The following is a 19,725-nucleotide window of genomic DNA, read 5'->3' as shown; positions in this document are numbered from 1 at the left end:
CGGCAGGAGAACACGAAACGATGGAACTCGGATTTTGCGGGCCCGGGCTGATGGGGGCGCCGATGATTCGGCATCTGCTGCGCGCGGGCCATGACGTATGGGTCTGGAATCGCACGCGCACGAAGGCGCAAGCGCTGGCGGCCGATGGCGCGCGGGTCGTCGACGCGCCGTGCGACTTGCTCGCGCATGCCCAGGCGGTTTTCTTGTGCGTATCCGACACGCACGCCGTCGAGGAAGTCGTTTTCGGCCCCGGCGGCTTGCTGGCCGCACCCGGGGCCGGGTTGGGGCGCCTGCGCTGGATCGTCGATCATTCGAGCATCGCGCCCGCCGCGACGCGCGCCTTTGCCGCCCGCGCGGCTCAATGCGGAATCGGTTGGGTGGATGCGCCCGTGTCGGGCGGCGTTCCGGGCGCGCAAGCCGGCACGCTCGCAGTCATGGCGGGCGCAAGCGCCGAGGACATCGCCGCCCTCGCACCCGTCATGGCCGCATATGCCGCCCGCGTGACGCATATGGGCGAGGTGGGGGCGGGCCAAACGACGAAGCTTTGCAATCAGGCAATCGTTTGTGCGACGGTGGCGGGCATTGCGGAAGCGGTGGGCTTGGCCCATGCGGCGGGGATAGATGCGGCGCGTCTACCCGAAGCGCTAGGGGGCGGTTGGGCCGATTCCGTTCTTCTGCGCACCTTCGTGCCGCGCATGACCGAGGCGGGACACGCCCCGCTCGGTTCGCTGAAAACGTTTCAAAAAGATATCGATACGGTAGCGGACGCCGCCAGGGAAACGGGCGCGGTCATGCCCGTCGTGGGCGCGGTGCAGCAGATGTTGCGCTTGGGCGCGGCGATGGGGCTGGCGGATGCCGATTTGGCGGCCTTTATCGACATCGTCCAACCGCAGGCGAGCGCGCAGCGCGCCAAGCGGTAGCGCCCGCGGCTACCTATCAGCCGCGCCGCCAACTCAGGAGGCGTCAGCGAAACGAGCGCGGTGCGGCATCGCCCGCGTTTTGCCGCCGCGCATTGGGCGCGGCCACGCCGGCGCCGAATTCGGGGAGAACCTTCGCGCGCGCCCGGCTCGCGAAGACGAGAAAGCCGAACCCATTCGTTTCATACCAGTACCCGCCGTTCTCGAGGCCCTCGAGCGGCTGTTCGAGCGCGTTCGCGATCGACTCGAGACAGCGCCGGCGCAATTCGTCGACGTCAGGATAGGGCGGTTGCGCGCCTCGAACCGTGCACAGCAGAACGTCGAGCCCCGGCAAGACATGTTCGTAGAGCACGGGCTCATCCTGCGAACGGGCGCGCGCGATCTTCGTATCCAGCTGGACGAAAGGTTTGAACTGGCGCAGGACGGCGAGAAACGACTCCTTACTGTCCGCGCTCGCGCGCCTACGCTTTCTCGGGAAGGACATAAACATTCGCCTGAAAAAGAATTGCAAGAAACACAGCGTCCTCATGCGACCACTCCCGGCTCTCGCGCGCCGCACGTCCGATCTTTTATAGCATACGAAATCGGCATCTTCACGACCCGTTACGGTCCCGCTCGAACGATCGACGCGGTTCGCATGCAGTCATGCCGGAACGGGTGCGCGAGTCGTGTCGCGCTGCGCTCGACATCTATGGCAATAATAGGCCCGAGTTTCGTTCCCGTGCTGATCCAACTCATAAAAAATGCCGTTTTCTGTGGGCATGCGCGCTGGCATATCGTCCGTTGAAATATCTCGAAACAGCACGGATAATGGTTCGGTTTCACGTTTGCACGTCGTGCGATGCAAGCGCCGTGCCGTCGCACAAGCCTGCGGCGCGGCTCGCTCGACCCGTGCGAGACGACTCGATGGGCCGCCAAGGACGCATGAAACTATTCACGAAGGGACTGCTGCTGATCGCCGTGCCGAGCTTGATCGAGTTGGCGCTCGTCGGCATGCTGTCGAAGACGCAGGAGCAGGCTGCACAAGCGGGCCAATGGGCATCGCACAGCAAACAGGTGCTCTATCAGGCGTCGGCCATCGTCGATCCTCTATTGCGCGAGGCGTCGCGCGTGCGTGCGGGCCTCATCGTCGGCGATCCTTCGTTCATCGATCGGCATGTCGTGTGGGTCGATCTGGGCGATCGGCTGTCGCGGCTCGAGAGGCTCGTGGCGGACGATCCGCTGCAGGTCGAGCGGGTGCGGCGCATGCGCGAAGCCGTCAATGACTACCGGGCGCTGACGGACAAGGTTTATGCGGCGTTGCACGATGAGCAGCGCCTGCAATTGGCCTCGCTCGACAGTGCGCCGCTGCCGCCGCCTATCCAAACGTTTCGCGATGAACTGGGCGCATTCGTGGCCGACGAATCGCGGCTCGACGCCGAGCGCAGTTCGGAGCTGGCCGCCACGCGTGAGCAGCAGCGCTATGCGCTGATCGCCGCCATCGCGGGTTCGATGCTGATTTGGGCGATCGCGGCGCTGGCGTTCGCCGGCAACATCGGGCGGCGCCTGCGCACGTTGACGGCCAATGCGCAGCGGCTGGGGCGTTCCCAGGCGCTCGGCGCGCCGCTGGCAGGCGACGACGAATTGGCGCAACTCGACGCGGCGTTGCACCGGACGAGCCAACGCTTGACCGAAGCGGAGCACGATCAGGCTACGTTGCAGGCTACGCTCGAGATGCGTGCGCAAGAGTTGACGCAGGTGAACGATAATCTGCGCCAGCAAAAGCAGGACAACGACATGTTCATCTATAGTGTCTCGCACGATCTGCGCTCGCCGCTCGTGAACCTGCAAGGGTTCTCGCGCGAATTGCAAGTGTCGTGCGACGAGTTGCGCACGATGCTCGACGCCGCCCGCTTGCCGGAGGCGGAGCGCTCGCGCATCACGCGGGTGCTCGACGGCAATCTGAGCGAAGCGCTGCACTATTTGCGCACCGCGGTGGCACGTTCGGCCTCGATCATCGACGCGCTACTGCGGATTTCCCGCGCGGGCCGGCTCGAATATCAGTGGCAGCGCGTAAGCGTGGCCCGCGCGGTCGCTCGCGTCGTGGAATCGCTGCACCAGGCGATCGCCGAGCGCGGTGCGGTCGTGTCGGTCGGCGAGCTGCCGCCCGTGTGGGGCGACCCCACGGCGATCGAGCAGATTTTCGCCAATTTGATCGGCAACGCGGTGAACTATCTCGACACTTCCCGCCCCGGCCGCATCGAAATCGGCACGCTCGAGCAGCCGCAGCCCGAGGTCGGCGAACGAGCGCCTAGAATGCGAACATACTACGTGCGCGATAACGGGCTCGGCATTCCCGCCGCTTGCATGCCGAAAATGTTTAGCGCTTTTCAACGCTTGCACGGCGATCGGGCCAAAGGCGACGGCATTGGCCTCGCCCTCGTGCGCCGGGTGACCGAGCGGCACGGTGGACGTGCATGGGTCGAATCGACGGAGGGCGTCGGTTCGACTTTTTACGTGACGTTGCCAGAGCAGCCGTTGCGAATGACTTGATGCATAAGGCATCGAGCCGAATGAGCCAAAATTGAGCATGACCGAAGTTTCTCGCCAGGAAGGCGCCCGCGTACTCATCATCGATGACGACGAGGGCATTTTGCGCTTAGCGCGCAAGTCGCTCGAGCGCGCAGGCTGTCGCGTATTCGGCTATCCGAGCGTGAAGGCTGCGCACGCGCAGCTTGCCGCCGACGCGCCCGATCTGCTCGTGCTCGACTATCAACTCGGCAGCGCCGAGACCGGCCTCGATTTCTTCCGCCGCTTGCGCGCCGAGGGCGTCACGTTGCCCGCGATCCTCGTTACCGGGTTCACCGATGAATCGCGCGTGATCGAGGCATTGCGCGCGGGCGTATCCGACGTCGTGCCGAAGTCCGGCGGGTACCTCGACTATTTGCCGGAGGCCGTCGAGCGCGTCCTGACCCAGGTTCGATTGCAGCGTGCGTCGGCCGAGGCGTTGCTGCTGCGCGACCGCGAGGCGCATTACCGCAGCTTGTCGGAGGCGTTGCCCCATCTCGTGTTCACGAGCAATGCGCGCGGGGAGTGCGATTTCTTTTCGAAACAGTGGTATGCCTACACCGGTTTGGACGAGGCCGCTTCGCGTGGGCTCGGGTGGCTTGCCGCCGTCCACCCCCACGATCGTGATGTGCTGCGCCGCTCGTGGCTCGACGCCGTGAGCGGCGCGGCCGGGGCCGACTACCGGCACGAACTGCGCCTGCGTGCCGCCGACGGCACCTATCGCTGGTTCGACATGCGTATTGCCGCGGTTAGGGACGCGAGCGGTGGGGTCGGGAAGTGGTTCGCCAGTTGCACCGACATCCAGTCGCAACGCGAGGCGATGGAAGAGCGCGAACGGCTCTTGACGGCCGAGCAGTGCGCGCGCCAGACGGCGGAGGAAGCCAACCGGGCCAAGGACCGCTTCCTGGCCATGCTCTCTCACGAGCTGCGCACGCCGCTCACGCCCGTGCTCGCCGGCACGCGCGTGTTGGAAACGATGCCGGAGTTGCCTGGCGCGGCGCAGTCGTGCGTCAAGATGATTCGACGCAACATCGAACTCGAAGCGCGCCTGATCGACGATTTGCTCGATTTGACGCGCGTGGCGAACGGCAAGCTGCGGCTCGCGCTGGAAACGGTCGACGTCCACGACGTCATCGACAGTGTGCTCGAACTGTTTCACGCCGAGATCCAGGTGAAGGCGCTCGACGTGCACGTCGAGAAAAGCGCCAAGAATCATTACGTGCTGGCCGATCCGGCGAGGTTGCAGCAGATGCTGTGGAATCTCGTGCGCAATGCCGCGAAATTCACGCCCGACGGTGGCCATATCTACGTGCGCACGCGAGATGCGCGCATGCGCATCGAAGTCGAAATCGAGGACACGGGCATCGGGATCGCGCCGGAGCAGATCGGCAAACTGTTCAATGCTTTCGAGCAAGGCAGCCAACGCATGACCCAGCAGTTCGGCGGGCTCGGGCTGGGCCTTGCGATTACGAAGGCGTTGACCGATGCCCACGGCGGCTCGGTGAGTGCGCGCAGCCCCGGGCCGCATTGCGGCGCCACGTTCGCGATTGCGTTGCCGACGACGTCGGCGCCCGCTGCCGAGCCGGTGCCCCCGGTATCGGCGCGCGCCGCAGCCGATGAACGAATCGCCATTCTGTTGGTGGAGGATCACGTCGATACGGCCGACGTGATGGCGCATTTGATGCGCTCGCTCGGTCACGACGTAGCGGTAGCGGCGTCCGTCGCGGAAGCGCTCGCCGCCACGCGAGCGCGCACCTTCGATCTGATCGTGAGCGACGTGGGGTTGCCCGATGGAACGGGCCTCGATTTCGTCAGTTCGGTGCGCCGCAGCTCGCAGGTGCCGGCCATTGCCTTGACGGGCTATGGCTCGGACGAAGACATACGGCGGTGCCTAGCGGCCGGATTTACAGCCCATCTGACCAAGCCGGTCAACTTCTCGCAATTGGAAGTGCTGATACAGCGCACGGCCGAGGCGAAAGGCCAAGGCGGGGCGCCGCAGCGCGCGGGATAGGCGCGCGTTTCGGTGTTTGCGCGGCGGGCCCGCTCGGGGTATCGCCGAGCGAAGCTATCGCTGCCTCATCGCTTTGCTCAACGCTGCTTGAGCACGTCGCGGATCTCGCGCAACAAGACGACGTCTTCCGGCGGAGCGGCGGGCGCCGCCGGCGCGGCTTCCTCGCGCTTGCGCAGCGAGTTCATGAATTTGACGATCGCAAACACGATCAGCGCGAGAATGGCGAAATTGATGACGGCCGTGATGAACGAGCCATAGCCGAACACGGCCACGCCGGCCGATTGCAAGTCTTTGAACGAATCGGCGTTGCCTTTGAAGGAGGGCGGGATATCGCCGAGGCGCACGAACTTGTTCGAGAAGTCCAGGCCGCCCGTGGCAACGCCGACGATCGGCATGATGAGGTCTTTGACGATCGAATTGACGATCGTGGAAAACGCGCCGCCGATGATGACGCCGACGGCCAGGTCCATCATATTGCCTTTGACCGCGAATTCCCTGAATTCCTTGACGATACCCATCGTTTTTTCCTCCTTGCTTGACTGGGTTGTAGGCGCACGCATCGAGCGGCGCAAGGCGCACGCCATCGCGGCCATGATAGCGAACGGTCGATCAGTGCGGGAGGATTTTTGGCGCGCGCCGGCGCCCGTCAGGCATTCGAATTGTCGGATAGTCAATCCTTCGGGTGTTTCATCTCTCAGGTCTTATAGGCGAGTCTCAGGCCGCCCCAATGGCGGCCGTGCACGACGATCGGCGCGGAAGCGTCTTTCATGATCGCGAATGCGCCGCCGCCCATGTCGCGCCGGTAGGTCTGCAGCAGGAACGCCTTGGTGTGGCTCGCAGCCGCAAGTCCGGTGCGGTCGTTGAAGATGCGTCGGTTCCGGCAGTTGGCCGCGTTCCAGACCGGTTCGCCTGGGCGCTGCGGCTGCGAAAACTTGCGATTGTGCGTCGGCAGATAGCCACGCACGTCCACTGCCGCGCAAAACGCCACGCGCTCGTCGAGCGCAAGCAGGGGTTCTTGGATATCGGGGAGCACGCGATCCGTGAATGAGGCGAATTGCGTCATGAACTGTTGCGGATCGGTGCCTGCGATCGGTGCGTAGTTGGCGTCGAAGAGCGCGGCTTCCGTGATCTCGCCCCGCGCGAGCGCTTGCTCGAAGCGTTGGCCGATCAGCGCCGCGGTGCGCTGCGCGGCTTCGATGAAGCGGGTGTCGGGCGTTTCCACTCCGGCTGCGGCAGTCAACTCGATCAGCGTTTCGGACACGGTCAGGAGCGACCCGATACGGTCCTTCGCCTGCAAGAAGTTTTCGCTCGATTGCTCGACGCCGCTTGCCATCTCGCCTACTTGCTCCTCGAGTTGGTGGCACTGCGCCTCGATGTCGTCGGTCAGCGTGGCGATCTGCTCGGCCTCTTCATGCAATTGATTGATGGCGGTGCCGGTCGATTGCACGATGCCGCCAATCGTCGCCGACCCTTCCCGGACGCGATGCGCCCGCGCGGTGTTTTCGGCGCCGTCGGCGATGAGCTGTTCGGTCTGCTGCGTCAGACGGGCAAGCGTCGCTTCGATCTGCGCCGTGGCCTGTGCAGTTTTGCTCGATAGGTTTTTGACTTCCGCCGCCACCACCGCGAAGCTCTTGCCCGATTCGCCGGCCCGGGCCGCCTCGATCGCCGCGTTGATGGCGAGCAAGTGGGTTTGCCGCGCGATCAGCGAAATCTCTTCAGAAACGGTGCTGACGTGATCGAGCGCCTCGCGCAAAGCTTCGATTTGCGTAGCAATGCCCGTCACGCCTTCGACGAGTCCGTGTATATCCGATAGCGATGCGTCCAGCGTTTGCCGCGATTGCTCGACGGCGCCCGACGCCTCTCTGCTGACGACGCGTACTTGCCGCGCGGCCTCGGCGATACGCTGATTGCCTTGCATCGTCACCGATGCCGATTCGCGCAAAGAGCGGCAAACGTGAGCATGGTGGGCGACGCGGCTCGCAACTTCTTCGACGTGGCCGGAGACATCGCATATCTCCATGCCGAGTTTGCTCGCGTGCTCGGCGATGTCCGCCACGAGCGAACGCGCGGCGCTACGCCGGCGCAAGATCAAGCGCATGAAGGTCTCCTTTGGGCGGATCCCGTTCGATCCGCCGCTCTGTCGTTCGTCTATTGCCGCCGCGAAATGCGGCTTGCAGCCCATATCTAACCAAGTCAGCTTACGTGACGCTTACGCGCCGGTGCGCGATCCTGGCACCGGTTCGGGCGAGGCGTCGCCAGGCTGTCCTCTGTGTTTACGGACGGCATGGGGCTTGGCTGAAGGGGGGAAGTCGATAGTATGACAATAGTGCTTCCAGCCATTGCGCATTCGTCTCGAAACGCTTAGATTGCGCGAGAACCTTCGCACGCACGACGCGCCCGATAGACCTCTCGCAGCAGGCCGGGACCATTCGACGCTCCACCAGAAGAGCCGACAGTGCGCGCATTACCACCACCACGCAGAGGGGGACCGTGCCACGCTTGGGCGACCAGCGCGCGCACGACGTAGCCATGTTCAAACGCTTTACGATTCGCGGCGGGCTGACGCTCACGATCGCGGGCTATACGCTCGCGCTGATGGCGGCAATGGCCGCCGGCATGTTGGGTCTGAAGCAGAGCAACGATGCTCTGCAGCAAATGTACGCGACCGATACGGCCGCGCTGACGCATTTGAAGACGAGCTCCGAGCGCATGCTCCAGGTGCGCCTTGCGCTCGGCAGCTACGAGACCCTATTTTCGATGGGCAAGGCCGGTGACGACCTGCTGCCCAAGGCGCATGGCGTGCTCAAGGACAGCGATGCGCAATGGGCCGAGTATTTGAAGAAGCCGCGTGACGAGAACGAGTCGCGGCTTGCCGACACCGTCACGGCGGCGCGCACGGCGCTCGTGAAGCAAGCGATCGAGCCGGAGTTTCAAGCGCTCGAGCAAAATGACTTCAACACGTTCCGCACGCTTCAGGGGCAGACTGCGAATGACCTCTACGCCCGTTACGAAACGGCGATCGGCGAACTCGAGGCGTTGCAGGTCACACATCAGGAAGCGCGCTATGCGGCGTCCCAAGCGCTCTTTCACACGCTGGCGACGGGGGCGGCGATCATCGCGGCCATCGCATTCATCATCGGGTTGTTCGCGCGCGCGGCGCTCGTCGCAGCCGTCGTGCGGCCCATCGACAGTGTCGTGCGCCACTGCGAGCGCATCGCGTCGGGGGACTTGACGGGCGCGATCAACGCCACCAGCAACAACGAAATGGGACGTTTGCTGATCGGCCTGCAAAGCATGCAGGCGGCGCTCGTGGCGACGGTGTCGCGCGTGCGCACCGGTTCGGAAGCGATCATGCACGGTGCGCGCGAAATCGCGACGGGCAACGCCGACCTGTCGCAGCGCACCGAACAGCAAGCGGCCTCGTTGCAGGAAACGGCGTCGAGCATGGAGCAATTGACCTCGACGGTGAAGCTCAACGCTGCGCACGCGGTGGAGGCGAGCGGCCTCGCGCACGATGCGTCGGAAACGGCGGCTCGCGGCGGCGAGGTCGTGAGCGACGTCGTGCGCACGATGGAGGACATCGCAACGAGCTCGAACCAAATCGGCGACATCATCGGCGTGATCGAGGGCATCGCGTTCCAGACGAACATCCTTGCGCTGAACGCGGCCGTGGAAGCCGCACGGGCCGGCGAGCAGGGCCGCGGCTTCGCGGTGGTGGCGGGCGAAGTGCGCAGCCTCGCGCAACGCAGCGCCAGCGCCGCGAAGGAGATCAAATCGCTGATCGCGGCTTCAGCCGACAAGGTGCAGGCCGGCAGCGCACTGGTGGGTCGCGCCGGTCAGACCATGGGCCAAGTCGTCGCGGCCGTGCATCGCGTCGCCGACATCATCGGCAAGATCAGCGCGGCCTCCGGCGAACAATCGACGGGCATCGAGCAGATCAATCTCGCAGTGGTGCAGATGGACTCCGTCACGCAGCAAAACGCTGCGCTCGTCGAGCAGGCTGCTGCGGCGGCGTCCTCGCTGCAGGAGCAGGCGGCGCAGCTCGATGCGGCCGTCGCCGCATTCCGCGTCGAAGCGTATGCGCTCGAAGCGGCGCCACGCGCGGCTACGTCCCGAGTCGCGCACGATGCGCACACCGCGTTGCCGGCGCTGGCCGGCTGAAGCCGTGGCGCCAAGCGCCGGTTTCGCAGCGACGCTCGGCACGGGCCGTGGCGCACGGCGCATGCGTTCGCTCTGACGAGCGCGTGCGCCGTGTTAGCGGGCGGCAACGGGCCGTGGTCCAAGCGTTGAGTGAAGAGCGTGCGGGGGCGATCCGGGCGCCGGTCCGTCAGACTTTGCTCTGCGTTTCGTCGAACTGGTAATCCTCAGGTCGCGCACGCCGAGTCAGCCGCCGAAAGGCGAACGAGAAGCCGGGCCACAGAGCCGTGTTCCTGCCGCGCGCGGACAAGTACCAACTGCGGCAGCCGCTCATCCAGACGGTTCCTTCAAACGCTTTCCGAATCGTGTCGTTATAGGCCTCTTGCACGTCGGCGCGGACCTCCATCGTCCTCGCGCCGCGCCGAACGAGCAATTGCAGGCAGCTTGCGATATAGGCGATGTGCGACTCGATCATGTACACCATCGAGTTATGGGCGAGGCCCGTATTCGGGCCGATCATCATGAAGAAGTTCGGAAAGCCGGCAATGCTCGCGCCGAGATAGGCGTGCGGCCCCTCGCTGCGCCATTGGGCATCCAGATTCGCCCCGCGCGGGCCGAATAGGGGAAACGGCGCGCCTGCGTCGGCCACGTCGAAGCCCGTGCCGCAGATGATCGCATCGACGCGATACTCGCGCCCGTCTTCGGTCACGATGCCGTCTTCGACGACTTCACGAATCGGCGTTGTCACCAAATCGACGTTCGGTTGCACGAGCGCGGGGTAGTAGTCGCTCGAAAGGAGCACGCGCTTGCAGCCGAGCAGGTAGCTAGGCGTGAGTTTGGCGCGCAACGCCGGATCTCTCACGCGGCGTTCCAGATAGCTGGCGGCAAAGCGCATCGGCGCTTTCATCCATTTAGGATTGACGATGAAGGCGAGCGCGCGTGCTTCATGGCGCCAATAGATCGACCAGCGCGCGAGCCGCTGGGCCCAGGGCGCCCAGCGAAACAGACGCTGCACTCGTGGATCGATGGCACGGTCGGGCCGGGGCATGATCCAGGGCGGCGTGCGTTGAAATACGTGCAGCCGCGCCACGCGCGCCTGGATGCGCGGGATGAACTGCACGGCGCTGGCGCCGGTGCCGATTACGGCGACGCGCTTGCCTTCGAGCGGATACGCGTGGTCCCAGCGAGCCGAATGAAACAGGGCGCCGCGGAAGCGATCCAGTCCGGCGATCGCAGGCATCGCCGGGCGCGAGAGCGGGCCGCTGGCCGCGATGAGGACGTCGACTTCCACGGTTTCGGGCGCGTTCTGCGTGTCATTCGGTGCGCGGCCGCTCGTGGCGCCGGGCCGGCCGTGCTCGGTCGCGACGACTTCGAGACGCCAGATTCGGCGCAGGTCGTCGAAACGCGCTGCCGCCACGCGCGCATTGCAGCGAATCAGTGGCGCCACGCCATGATCGTGCGCGCAACGCTTCAGGTACGCCAAAATTTCCTGCTGCGAAGCGAACGTACGCGTCCACGACGGACTGGGCGCGAACGAGAACGAGTACAGATGCGAAGGGATATCGCACGCGGCCCCGGGATAGGCATTGTCTCGCCAGGTACCGCCGATCTCGGCGGCGGCTTCGTAGACGGTCACGGAGGCGAGCCCCATTCGGCGCAGCCGGATCGCCATGCCGATGCCGGCGAACCCGCTGCCGACAATCGCGACACGCAGGCCGATCGTGCTCGAGCCGCCCACGTTCAGGTGTCGCTCCAGCCGCCCGAATCGTCGTTGCCGAAGTCGACCCCGCCGCCGCTCGCACCGCTATCGCCGTCGTTCCAATCGTTCGACCCTTGGCCAAAGTCGACGCCGCCCGTGTCGCCGCGCTCCGCTGCGCGGCGGCGGGCCGCGTCGTCGTCGACGACGACCTCGCGTTCGATCACGCGGTCGCGTCCATGCGAAAGCGCTTCGCCGAGCAGCACGCCCGTGAGGAGCCCGCCCATGCCGCCGCCGCCTTGTTGGACGATGACCGGCGGCTGTTGCTGTGGTGGATAGGGTTGTTGCATGCCGTAGGGGGCCTGCTGTTGCTGCAAGCGCTCGGCTTCTTGCGCATAGGGCGACGGGTTGCCGCCAGGCGTGGGCGAGTTAGCGTCGGAGCGCGTGGGGTCGGGCCGCCCTTCGGTTCGGGCTCGAAGGCTCTCGAGCTGGCGCGCCAGGTCGTCGAGCTGATAGGTTGGCACCGGGTTGCCCTTGTTCGACAGCGATTCCACGAGCGCGCGCAACTGGTTCTCCACGCCTTCGACTTCGCCGGCCAGCGTTTCATGCCCCTGGGCGCTCGAGAGCCGCGCGTCGAGCTTGAGCGAGCGGGCCGCGTTGAGCAACTCCGTCGCGCGCTTCAACTGGGACCGGCGCTCTTCGTCGGCACGGCCGTCTTCGTTCGAACGCGCGCGGCGCAGCGTCCAGCGCAAGACCAGGACGATGGCGACGATCAGGACGGCCAGGCCGATCCATGCGGCCATCGACGGGCCATGACGCGTGGGCGCCGGTGCGGACGGCAATGCTTGAGCGAACGGATTGGCCGCGCTGTGGGCCGCGGCGGCGGGCGCCGGGACGCTCGTGCGATTGGCGGCCGCGCGCACACGCGCTTCGACTTGCGCGAAGCGGGACGCGGTCGTGAATCGCAACTGCGGATCGAGCGACTTGGCCTGTTCGATCTGTGCGAGCGCATCGGCATAGCGGCCTTCGTTCGCGAGCACCTGGCCGTACAAATAGTGCGCATGCGCATTGTTCGGATGCTCGGCGAGCACCTGCGAGAGCTCGGCGTCGGCTTGCTGCCAATTGCCTTGCGCCATCGCGCGTTCGACTTGACTCGCGCTCGGCGCGGCGAACGCCGCACCGGACGCGAATAGCAGGGCGGCGAACGCGGCCGCGAGGAATGTCTTCATTGACTCAACCGGGCGCGAACGCCCGTCTCCGTAACCATCGACCTGTTTCGGCCCGCGCGCGGCGGCCGGCGCGTCCGCTCGGACGGACCGGCCGCCGCGTCGCCGTGCGTCATTGCGCAGGCGTATTCGTGTTCGCGTTCATCTGCTGCTTGAGCGCGGCAAGGCGGTCCTCTACGGACGGACCATGATCGAGCGCCGCCAATTTGTCCTCGAGCGCCTTGCCCGAGGACGTGTCGGCCGAATTGAGCCGCGCGTCGGAGCGGGCGTTCGAGAGCGCGACCTTGTCTTCGAGCTTACGGAAATCCTCCGACAAGTTCTTGCCGCCAATGCCGCCCAGAGCGGTGGCCGCGACATCCTTGGCTTGCGCAATCTCTTGCTTCGCTTGAAGGATGCTCGAGCGAGCGTTCAAATCGTTGCGGCGCTGGCGCATATCGGCGATCTGGGTTTTCAATTGATCGACTGACGGCTCGAGCGTCGCCAGTTCCTTGGCGAGCGCATCGCGTTCGGCCTCCGCGTTCGCTTGCGCGGCCAGCGCTTCGCGTGCAAGGCCTTCGTCGCCCGATTGCAGGGCACGCTTGGCGCCGTCTTCGTACTTCTTCGCCTTTTCGGCGGCGGCGTCACGCTTGCTTTGCTGCGTCGCGACTTGCGCTTCGATCTCGATCAGCGCGTTTTCGGCTTTCCCGATGCTGTCGTCGAGCTCGCGCACGATTTGGCGTGCATCGCGCGAGGGGTCCTGCACCGACTCGGCCGCATCGTTGAGCAAGCCTTTGACAGTACGCGAAATTGAGTCGAATAACGACATGAAATCCTCCGTGAAATGATGTCGGCGCCGAATGCAGGCGGCGGCGATTCGGGCATGCCCGACGCTCTATGCTACGCCGCGTTGCGACCGGCGGCGCGGCGCGAGCCGAACGGCGCATCGCGCTTGCCGAATGTCGGGACGCGCGGCGCAATTGCAAGAGGCGCAAGACGCGCAAGCGGCGCGTAGCCGTGCGTTCCCCGTAGCGCCGCTCGCGATAGTACAGCAGGGTATGGTTAAAACCGGCTTAAATCGCGCGACTCGCTGGCGATCGCTCGGGCGACGGCCGCTTCGTCCTCGCGATCGGGACCAGGCTGGGCGGGCGCGTCCGCCTCTGCCGCGAGCGCCCGCGCCACGGCGGCGGCGACGGGCAGTACCGCCGGCGCCACGTCGCTTTCTGGCTCGGTTTGCGGGGCGCTGGGCAGAGTAGTCCCGTTCGGCGCCAGGTTTGGCGCCGGAGCGCCTAGTTCGGGAACCGGTCGTTCGGCGCTACCGTCCGTTTTCCCGGATGAGCCACCTTGCACGAAGGACCCCGGCCGCGTCGCGGACACGGTGGGCGCTGCGTTTCCCTGCTGCTCCGGCAGTCCCGCCAGACGCCGTAGCAGGTCGTCATCGACGATGTGATGGTGGGCGGCCGCGCCGAGCCGGTCGACGAGCCCCGCCGCACGTACTTCTTCGCCGGTGTCGTCGAAGGCGAGGAGGGCGCGCCGCACGAGTTCGCTCAAGCTAATGCCCATGCGCTGCGCGCGCGCGGCGAGCACGCGCTTTTGCGCAGGCGTGACGAAGACGACGAGACGTTCGCTGCTCTGGCTCATGATAGGCTCGCTGGCATCGAAAGCGGAAAAGCGGGGCGGGGCGGCGATGTTCCTCATGATAAAGCGGCAGACGCTGCCCTCAAACGCACCCGAGCGCGATATTCGTGCGCCATCAATCACTTATGCGTGTTTTCTGCCACTTCTCCACAGGCCTTTCAACATTTTCTGTTGATAACTTGCCGCTATCGGGCGAATGTGCCGTTCCGTGCGAATTCTTACAAAAAAAATTCCGGTGCCGCGGCGGCGATTTAATTAAAATGCGCTGTTGCCCCGCGCTCGGCGGTTCGCCGCCGAAGGCGGCCAACCTCACGATTACATACATTACGAGTCACGCTGCGAGCACCGCTCGCGGCGAAGAGGCGCCGAGAGCCGCGCCATTCATGCCGTCATGCCTATCATCAAAAGACCGCCTTCCGATGGCCGCCCGGCCGACCGAGTTCCTCCCCGCCCCTCCGAAAATTCCCGCAGCGCTCGTCGCTCGCTAGGTGGGCGGATCGCGTTGACGTTCGTGGGCCTCATGGCCACCGTTGCCGTCGTTGGTGCGCTGATCGTCGGCTATGCGCTGATCGTCATGGCCCCGCAACTGCCCTCGCTGGAGGCGTTGACCGATTACCGCCCGAAAGTCCCGTTGCGCATCTATACGGCGGATCACGTGCTGATTGGCGAGTTCGGCGAAGAGCGGCGCAGCTTGGTTCGTTTCGCGGACATTCCCGACGTGATGAAGAAAGCGGTGCTCGCCATCGAGGATTACCGTTTCTACGAGCACGGCGGCGTCGATTTCATCGGCATCTTACGCGCGGGCACCGCCGACCTGCTGCATGGCGGCGCCTCGCAGGGCGCGAGCACGATCACGATGCAGGTGGCGCGCAATTTCTTTCTGTCGAGCGAGAAGACGTACACGCGCAAGATCTACGAGATGATGCTCGCCTATAAGATCGAGCGCGCGCTCACGAAAGACCAGATCCTCGAGTTGTACATGAACCAGATCTATCTGGGCGAGCGCGCTTACGGCTTCGCCGCCGCGGCGCGCGTGTATTTCGGCAAGGATCTGAAGAACATCACGCTGGCCGAAGCGGCGATGCTGGCCGGCTTGCCCAAGGCGCCGTCCGCCTACAACCCGGTCGTCAACCCCAAGCGCGCGAAGATTCGCCAGGAGTACATCCTTAAACGCATGCTCGATCTGGGCTACATCACGCAGCCGCAGTACGACGAGGCCGCCAAGGAGCCGATTCGCACCAAAGCCGCCGGCAGCGAGTACAGCGTTCACGCCGAGTACGTGGCCGAGATGGTGCGGCAGATGATGTACGCGCAATACAAAGACGAGACGTATACGCGTGGCCTGAGCGTGACGACCACCATCGATTCGGCCGACCAGGACGCCGCGTATCGCGCCGTGCGCAAAGGCGTCATGGACTACGAGCGCCGCCATGGTTATCGCGGGCCGGAGGGGTTCGTCGAACTGCCGGCCGCGGGCGACGATCGCGACGAAGCGATCGACGATGCGCTCTCCGATCATCCCGATGACGGCGAGCTCGTCGCGGCCGTGGTGACGGGCGCGAGCCCGAAGGAAGTGACGGTGCAATTCGTCGACGGCGGCTCGGCCAAGGTCACCGGCGAGGGGTTGCGGTTCGCCGCATTCGCGCTCGGCCCGCGCGCGTCTCAGGCGCAGCGCATCCGACCCGGCTCGATCGTGCGCTTGATGCCCGATGCGAAGGGCAATTGGCAAATCACGCAGCTTCCTCAAGTGGAGGGCGCACTCGTTTCGCTGGCCCCGCAGGACGGTGCGGTACGCGCCCTCGTGGGCGGCTTCGATTTCAACAAGAACAAGTTCAACCATGTCACGCAGGCGTGGCGCCAGCCGGGTTCGAGCTTCAAGCCGTTCATCTACTCGGCGTCGATCGAGAAAGGGCTCGCACCGGCAACCATCATCAACGACGCTCCGCTGTATTTCCCGCCTAGCACGCCCGGCGGCGATCCCTGGGAGCCGAAGGACGACGACCAGCCGGAAGGACCGATGTCGATGCGCGTCGCGCTCGAGAAATCGAAGAATCTGGTGTCCATTCGAATCTTGTCGTACATCGGCACCAAGTACGCCCAAGATTACGTCACGCAGCGTTTCGGCTTCGACGCCGATAAAACCCCGCCGTATTTGCCGATGGCGCTCGGCGCGGGCCTGGTCACGCCGCTGCAGTCCGCCGCGGCGTATTCGGTGTTCGCGAACGGCGGCTATCGCGTCAATCCGTATCTGATCGCGGAAGTGGACGATGCGCGCGGGCAACCCGTTTCGAAAGCCCAACCGATCGTCGCGGGTCAAAACGCGCCGCGCTCGATCAGTGCGGCCAACGCCTACATCATGAACAGCCTGTTGCACTCGGTGGCGACCGCCGGCACGGGGGCGGGCACGAACGCCCTGCATCGCAGTGACCTTTCGGGCAAGACCGGTACGACCAACGATGCGAAGGACGGTTGGTTCGCGGGCTATCAGCCAACGCTCGTTGCCGTGGCCTGGATGGGCTACGATCAACCGAAGAGCTTGGGGAGCCGCGAGTTCGGCGCGCAGCTCGCCTTGCCGATTTGGGTGGACTACATGAGCCGTGCGCTGCGCGGCGTGCCAGATCAGCCGATGCCGATGCCCGAAGGCGTCGCCACGGTCGCAGGCGAAATCTATCTGGCCGATAAGATCCCAGGAAACGGCTTCGTCGCAAGCATCGGCACCGATGCCGGCACAGCGCTGGCGGGCACCGGGGCGAGCGATGCGGTCGGCTCGGTGGGCCCCGCGGGTTTGGCCACGCCGGACGTGAGCAAGCAAGAGCAAAAGCAGATTTTGAATCTGTTCGAGGACGGCCGGCCGTAACGCGCGATACGCACGCGGCTAGCGTGCGTATCGCCCCTCGCAAAGCCCCGGCTGCCTCGCTATGCCTCGAACAATGCGCGCGAGAAAAATTCGTTGTGCGTACAACCGCTTAGCGCGATCGCCCAAAGCTTATCAACAGCTCTGTCAACACAATCTGGGGATAAGTCGAGTCCCTGCCCGTCACGCTTGCGTGGCAAGAAGCGGCGAGGAGGCGCGAAACGATGCGCTCGAGTGCAGTGGCGCTTATGTCCGCACCGATTGGACCTGCGATGCGAAGGTGGCGGGGTCGGTATTGGAGCCGCACAGCAGCACACCGACGCGTTTGCCCTGCAACGTTTCGCGCAGCGGGCCGAGCAGCGCAGCCGTGGCCGCCGCGCAGGCCGGCTCGACGGCGATTTTCAACTGCGTGAATAGCTTCAGCATGGCTGCGCGCAACGCGTCGTCGGATACGGTCACGAGCCGATCGATATGGCGCCGGCAGAGCTCGTAGCTGTATTGCTCGGTATGCGGCGCCATCAGCGAATCGGCGATCGAATGCATCGGACCCATCTTGATCGTGTGGTTGGCGGCGAAGCTCTTGTTCATGGCATCGGCGCCTTCGGGCTCCACGCCGTATACGTGAACTCGCGGATTGGCCAGGCGTAGGGCGGTCGACACCCCCGCGGCGAGGCCGCCGCCGCCGATCGGCACGATCACCGCATCGAGGTCGGGTGTTTGCGTCGCCCATTCGTAGCCGAGGGTGGCTGTGCCCAGAACGGTTCGATAGCGGTTGAACGGATGCACGAAGAAGCGTCCTTCTTCGGTCTCGATGCGGCGCACGAGATCGAACGCCTCGGCCGGCGTATCGGCCACGACCACCTCGGCGCGATACTGCTTGCACAAATCGATGCGTGTCGGCGTCGTCGTGCGAAAGACGACGACCTTCGCGCTGACGCCAAGCCGCATCGCCGCATACGCGACGGCCGCGGCGTGGTTGCCGCCCGAGACGCACGTCACGCCGACGCTGCGCTGCGCGGCGTCGAGCGCCAGCAGGTTCGTGAAGGCGCCGCGCGCCTTGAAGGTTCCACTCGCTTGCAGCAGCTCGAACTTGAAGTTGATCGCGGTGCCTTCAAGCGATGGAAAGTCGTGGCGCTCGAACACGGGCGTGCGAAACACCCAGGGCGTGAGCGCGAAATGTTGTGTGGCGATTGCATCGAGCGTCGGAATCGGCTCTGCGTCGATGGTTCGATCGGTCGGCTGCGACATGGCGGTGGACATAGTTCGGAGCGCGTCGGTTAGAGATTCTTGCGCGCTAGGCTTGCGCATCGACCGACATGCTGCGAATGAATTTGCGCAGGAACGTTTCGCAGGCCGCAAGCTGCGAGAGCGCCAAGTACTCGTTGGGCTTGTGCGCTTGCTCGATATCGCCGGGGCCGCAGACGATGCTCGGCACGCCCGCGCGCGCAAACAGGCCAGCCTCGGTGCCGTAGGCGACCTTGCGGGTTTCGCGATTGGCCGTCAACGCGCGCACGAGCGCAGTGATGGCGGCTTGCTCGGACGCGTCGAGTCCTGGGGCCGAAGCGATCTTGGTGAACTCGATTGCCGCGTTCGCGTGCTCGCGCCGCATTTGCGGCAAGAGCGTTTCGTGCGCATAGCGTTCGATCCGTGTGAAGACGGCTTCCGGGTCGAGCGCGGGCAGGTTGCGAAACTCGAAGCCGAAGCGGCACTCGGCAGGCACGGTGTTGATTGCGTTCCCGCCTTCGATCGTGCTCGTTTGCGCCGTGGTGAACGGGACGTCGTAGTCTTCGTCGAAAGGGCCGTCGCGGCGCATTTCATCGGCTAGATCGCGAATGTGGCAAATCAGCCGCGCGGCGTACTCGATCGCATTCAACCCCTTGGGCGTGAGCGACGAGTGCGCCGCATGACCGCGCACGCAGCAGCGATAAGCATTGATGCCTTTATGCGCCACGATCGGGCGCATGCTCGTCGGCTCGCCGACGATGCAGCCTTCCGGCTTCACGCCGCGACGCAGCAAGTCGGCGATCATGTAGGGCGCGCCCGCACAGCCGATTTCTTCGTCGAAGGACAGTGCGAGATGGATCGGCTTGGCAAGCTGCGCTGCCTGCATCTGCGGAACGAGCGCAAGCGCCGCACCGATGAAGCCCTTCATGTCGCACGTGCCGCGACCGTACAGCCGGCCGTCGCGCACTTGCGGCTTGAACGGATCGCTGTCCCACGCCTGACCGTCCACGGGCACGACGTCCGTATGGCCCGAGAGCACGACGCCACCGTTCGTGGCTCCATCGCGGGCCGGGATCGTCGCGAACAAATTCGCCCATTGGCCGCGGCCGTCCTGGGTGAGCGTCGAAGCAACGCCGAGCCCCGCGAGCGCGTCGCGCACGACCTCGATCAGGCCGAGGTTCGGGACGCGGCTAGTTGTATCGATCTCGACCAAACGCTCGACCCACGAAAGGCTGATCGGCGATTGCGAAGGGGAGGCGGTTGAAGCCGAAGCCGGCCGAGAAAGGGATGAAGGGGAGGACAAGTGCGCCGTTTCGACATCGTGCGACATGGCGAAGCTCCAGCTTTTCAGTGGTCCGATCATACCGAAAAAACACGAGCGGACCCAAATGATGCATACGCTGTCGATTGTGCACTGCGGTATCGGAGCGGCGCAGGTCTCGCCGAGGCGAACCGTGCGGCCCGCGCGCGGCGAACTCGGCGCCCGCCGCCGCGGGTCG

14 protein-coding genes are annotated in these 19,725 nt (G+C 65.1%); 5 read left to right on the top strand and 9 right to left on the bottom strand.

The window, feature by feature from the left end:
* The first annotated feature begins 20 nt into the window (after window positions 1-20).
* The gene (locus QQS38_RS00920; RefSeq protein ID WP_479643497.1) at window positions 21-920 is read left to right on the top strand and encodes an NAD(P)-dependent oxidoreductase; all 900 of its coding nucleotides are present in this window, start codon (window positions 21-23) and stop codon (window positions 918-920) included.
* Window positions 921-963: 43 nt separating this feature from the next.
* On the opposite strand, the gene QQS38_RS00915 is transcribed toward QQS38_RS00920, so the two are convergent.
* Entirely contained in the window at window positions 964-1,446 is a 483-nt protein-coding gene (locus tag QQS38_RS00915; RefSeq protein ID WP_479643496.1) for a hypothetical protein, read from the bottom strand.
* A 395-nt stretch (window positions 1,447-1,841) separates the two neighbouring features.
* On the opposite strand from QQS38_RS00915, the gene QQS38_RS00910 reads away from it, so the two are divergent.
* Together QQS38_RS00910 and QQS38_RS00905 are read left to right on the top strand one after the other, a co-directional pair.
* Window positions 1,842-3,449 (top strand): sensor histidine kinase, encoded by a 1,608-nt coding sequence (locus QQS38_RS00910; protein WP_479643495.1) that lies wholly within the window; start codon window positions 1,842-1,844, stop codon window positions 3,447-3,449.
* 37 nt (window positions 3,450-3,486) lie between these two features.
* A complete protein-coding gene (locus QQS38_RS00905) occupies window positions 3,487-5,475 on the top strand; it encodes a hybrid sensor histidine kinase/response regulator (RefSeq protein WP_479643494.1) in 1,989 nt (662 codons plus the stop codon).
* 77 nt (window positions 5,476-5,552) lie between these two features.
* Here QQS38_RS00905 and mscL read toward each other — a convergent pair whose 3' ends face one another.
* Window positions 5,553-5,993 carry a large conductance mechanosensitive channel protein MscL gene (gene mscL, locus QQS38_RS00900; protein WP_479643493.1) on the bottom strand — a complete coding sequence of 147 codons (441 nt, stop codon included), beginning with the start codon at window positions 5,991-5,993 and terminating at the stop codon, window positions 5,553-5,555.
* A 176-nt stretch (window positions 5,994-6,169) separates the two neighbouring features.
* A complete protein-coding gene (locus QQS38_RS00895) occupies window positions 6,170-7,573 on the bottom strand; it encodes a methyl-accepting chemotaxis protein (RefSeq protein ID WP_479643492.1) in 1,404 nt (467 codons plus the stop codon).
* Window positions 7,574-8,004: 431 nt separating this feature from the next.
* Here QQS38_RS00895 and QQS38_RS00890 point away from each other — a divergent pair, with 431 nt between their 5' ends.
* Window positions 8,005-9,636, top strand: coding sequence for a methyl-accepting chemotaxis protein (locus QQS38_RS00890; RefSeq protein WP_479643491.1), 1,632 nt, complete (start codon window positions 8,005-8,007; stop codon window positions 9,634-9,636).
* 166 nt (window positions 9,637-9,802) lie between these two features.
* Here QQS38_RS00890 and QQS38_RS00885 read toward each other — a convergent pair whose 3' ends face one another.
* From QQS38_RS00885 to QQS38_RS00870, 4 genes are all read right to left on the bottom strand, one after another.
* A complete protein-coding gene (locus QQS38_RS00885) occupies window positions 9,803-11,350 on the bottom strand; it encodes a flavin-containing monooxygenase (RefSeq protein WP_479643490.1) in 1,548 nt (515 codons plus the stop codon).
* A 2-nt stretch (window positions 11,351-11,352) separates the two neighbouring features.
* Window positions 11,353-12,537, bottom strand: coding sequence for a tetratricopeptide repeat protein (locus QQS38_RS00880; RefSeq protein WP_479643489.1), 1,185 nt, complete (start codon window positions 12,535-12,537; stop codon window positions 11,353-11,355).
* A 109-nt stretch (window positions 12,538-12,646) separates the two neighbouring features.
* Window positions 12,647-13,339, bottom strand: coding sequence for a PspA/IM30 family protein (locus QQS38_RS00875; protein ID WP_479643488.1), 693 nt, complete (start codon window positions 13,337-13,339; stop codon window positions 12,647-12,649).
* Window positions 13,340-13,572: 233 nt separating this feature from the next.
* Complete coding sequence (locus QQS38_RS00870) at window positions 13,573-14,151, bottom strand: hypothetical protein (RefSeq protein ID WP_479643487.1); 579 nt, start codon at window positions 14,149-14,151, stop codon at window positions 13,573-13,575.
* A gap of 388 nt (window positions 14,152-14,539) precedes the next feature.
* Between QQS38_RS00870 and QQS38_RS00865 the strand changes: the two genes are divergently transcribed.
* Window positions 14,540-17,005: a penicillin-binding protein 1A gene (locus QQS38_RS00865; RefSeq protein WP_479643486.1), complete on the top strand. Its 2,466-nt coding sequence runs from the start codon at window positions 14,540-14,542 to the stop codon at window positions 17,003-17,005.
* Window positions 17,006-17,248: 243 nt separating this feature from the next.
* On the opposite strand, the gene QQS38_RS00860 is transcribed toward QQS38_RS00865, so the two are convergent.
* Together QQS38_RS00860 and argE are read right to left on the bottom strand one after the other, a co-directional pair.
* Window positions 17,249-18,262, bottom strand: a complete 1,014-nt coding sequence (locus QQS38_RS00860) for a threonine/serine dehydratase (protein WP_479643485.1) — start codon at window positions 18,260-18,262, stop codon at window positions 17,249-17,251.
* A gap of 34 nt (window positions 18,263-18,296) precedes the next feature.
* Window positions 18,297-19,556 (bottom strand): acetylornithine deacetylase, encoded by a 1,260-nt coding sequence (gene argE, locus QQS38_RS00855; protein ID WP_479643484.1) that lies wholly within the window; start codon window positions 19,554-19,556, stop codon window positions 18,297-18,299.
* Between the last annotated feature and the right edge of the window lie 169 nt (window positions 19,557-19,725).

The sequence above is a fragment of the Trinickia sp. Z7 genome (genome assembly GCF_056498045.1).
Note: the sequence above shows the minus strand (reverse complement) of the source record. Positions and strands in the feature narration are given on the sequence as shown.